We start from the raw sequence: 2201 nt of genomic DNA, 5'->3' as shown, positions 1-2201 counted from the left end.
GCAACAAATATCCTCCTTGCTTCTAATATCTGATTCCTGGAAAGTTCCCTGGGAAAAAAGAAATTCTTGAGTGGTTAGAGAACCCTCTAATTCTGCCGATCCACTGACCGATAAATCCTTTGCTGACCAGTCGGCCAAAGCGTTATTAGAGTTGGATGATCCCCAAAGAGTTCCTACATCAATGTGCCCATTGATGGTTTTCCCACTCCCTCTGATGGGCATCTTTTCAAAGATCTGACTCCCTAGATTAAGGTCTCGATCAACAAAACTTATCTTTTTTTCATAAACTTTTTTATCATCTTCCTCATTATCAAAAACCAAATACCCTTCTGCTGGTTGAGAGTAATCATAGACGGTGACATCAATATTGGAAGGAGATTTCAAATGGTAAGCTGCCCCATCCAAACCTCCTCCACGTAACCAGATAACAAATTGCATGGTGTGGCTTGTATGTTTTAAACCGGCACATATTCTTGAGTATTGCTCTCCAAAATAGTTGACCGTATAATCGCTGGTATAACCACCCCAACCTCCATAACGAACAGAGACATCTAGACTGAGGGAGCCTTTATGGGTAGAATTATTCCAACTAGTTGGTGCCTGCTCTGAGTAGGATCGATAAATGGTGAAATCTGTAACAAATGGAGTGCTTTCAGGCGATCTGGTAAGAACAACAGGGTAGAACTCATCTTCTTTACCATAAATAACAAAATCCCGGGTTACCCCTACCCCATATTTGGAGTTTCGGTGAAAACCATCCACCTGATCGGCGTCTAGGGTACTTCCAGCTCCATCATTTCCCTCATGCCAAACCGTATTCCCATTAACGCTTATATCATTACCGAACTCTGCTGAACCGCTGGTTTTTATGTTACCTGAAAATAATGCTTCTTCAACCGTTAATTTTAGTAAACTTTTGTTACCACTTTGCTGTATGTCAAATCCATTGCCTGCTCCTTCACCCATGCCTCCTACTCTAATTCTAGCCACATTTTCACTCCAATTAAGAGCTACATTTGCTTGTTTATTTAATGGATTTGAAGAAAACAACGAACCATCTGTTTTTACATCAAGTTCAAACTCAGCTGAACCTGATACTTTAAGGTTTCCACCAACAGTTAATTTATCTTCGGTTGGACTATTCGTTCCAATGGCAACATTTCCTGTTTCATTATCTAAGGTCATTGTGGTTCCGAAATCCCCACTCCAGAACCTAAGATTCCCATCATCAAACCGAATGGTTTTGGTGCCCCCTCCAAAGATGCTAATAATGTCATAACTACTATCATTGAATAATTGGAAACGTAAGTTTGAGGGACTTAAATTGGCTAATGCCACAGAATTGTTTGTAAACATCCCGTCTGTACCAAATATTCCTGATCCTGTAGCTTTTATGTTTCCAGTCACCTCAAGTGCTTCCGTAGGGTTAATTACGTTGATTCCAGTTTTGTTATCAGGTAAAACAAAAATGCCGTTAGCCGACTGCCAAGGGTTAGGCCCAAAAGCTAAGTATAAACGCTCTAAATCCCTATTAGAGGCCAGCACTCCTACCCCAGCTCTAGCATCCGCATCACTTACCTGGCTTAAATCATCAAACCAGGTAATTCCTCTTGCCCAGGAACTGCTCTCTAAGGTTGAGGCATTAATACCCCCATTGGTGATTTTTAAAGAAGATTCATAACGCCCATTTATGGTCACATCACTTCCAAAAATGGATTTTCCCTCCACAGTTAAGTCCTGATCAAATTCTACATCCACAAAGGCATGTACTTTCTGCTGGTTAATGAAAAACCGTTTTGTTGCCGTAAACAGCTCTCCTTTTGCCAGATTCACATCGGAAAAGAAGTTAAATTCACCCTCATTCATTTGCAGGATAGTGGATTTATCAAATGTGGCTAAATAATCGCTCCCATTGTATTTGTGCCCACCGGTTGAAATATATCCTAACGACTCATGGTAACTGCTTAGAAACATCCCTGTAGGGTTTCTATCGGTATGAATGTGAAGGTGAGAACCATGGTCTCCGGGAGCGTATTTTCCCTTTATATCTAATACGCCGTAACTATAGGTTTCTCCGCTCCCTATGGAGGCTGAATTAACTGTTAGGGCATCAGCAGCCCAATCCACTCCTAAGTTGTTCGAGTTATTCGAATGATATAATTTTGACCAACCTGTCCAATCTATGTTATTTTTTGCCCTAA

1 protein-coding gene is annotated in these 2201 nt (G+C 40.9%); it reads right to left on the bottom strand.

What is annotated here, in order from left to right; all coding sequences use genetic code 11:
* The coding region (locus tag E1171_RS23530) for a hypothetical protein (protein WP_187696202.1) at positions 1 to 2201 on the bottom strand (2201 nt) is incomplete at both ends.

Source organism: Xanthovirga aplysinae (assembly GCF_009711365.1).
Lineage (GTDB): Bacteria > Bacteroidota > Bacteroidia > Cytophagales > Cyclobacteriaceae > Xanthovirga > Xanthovirga aplysinae.
This window is presented reverse-complemented; position numbering and strand designations above follow the sequence as displayed.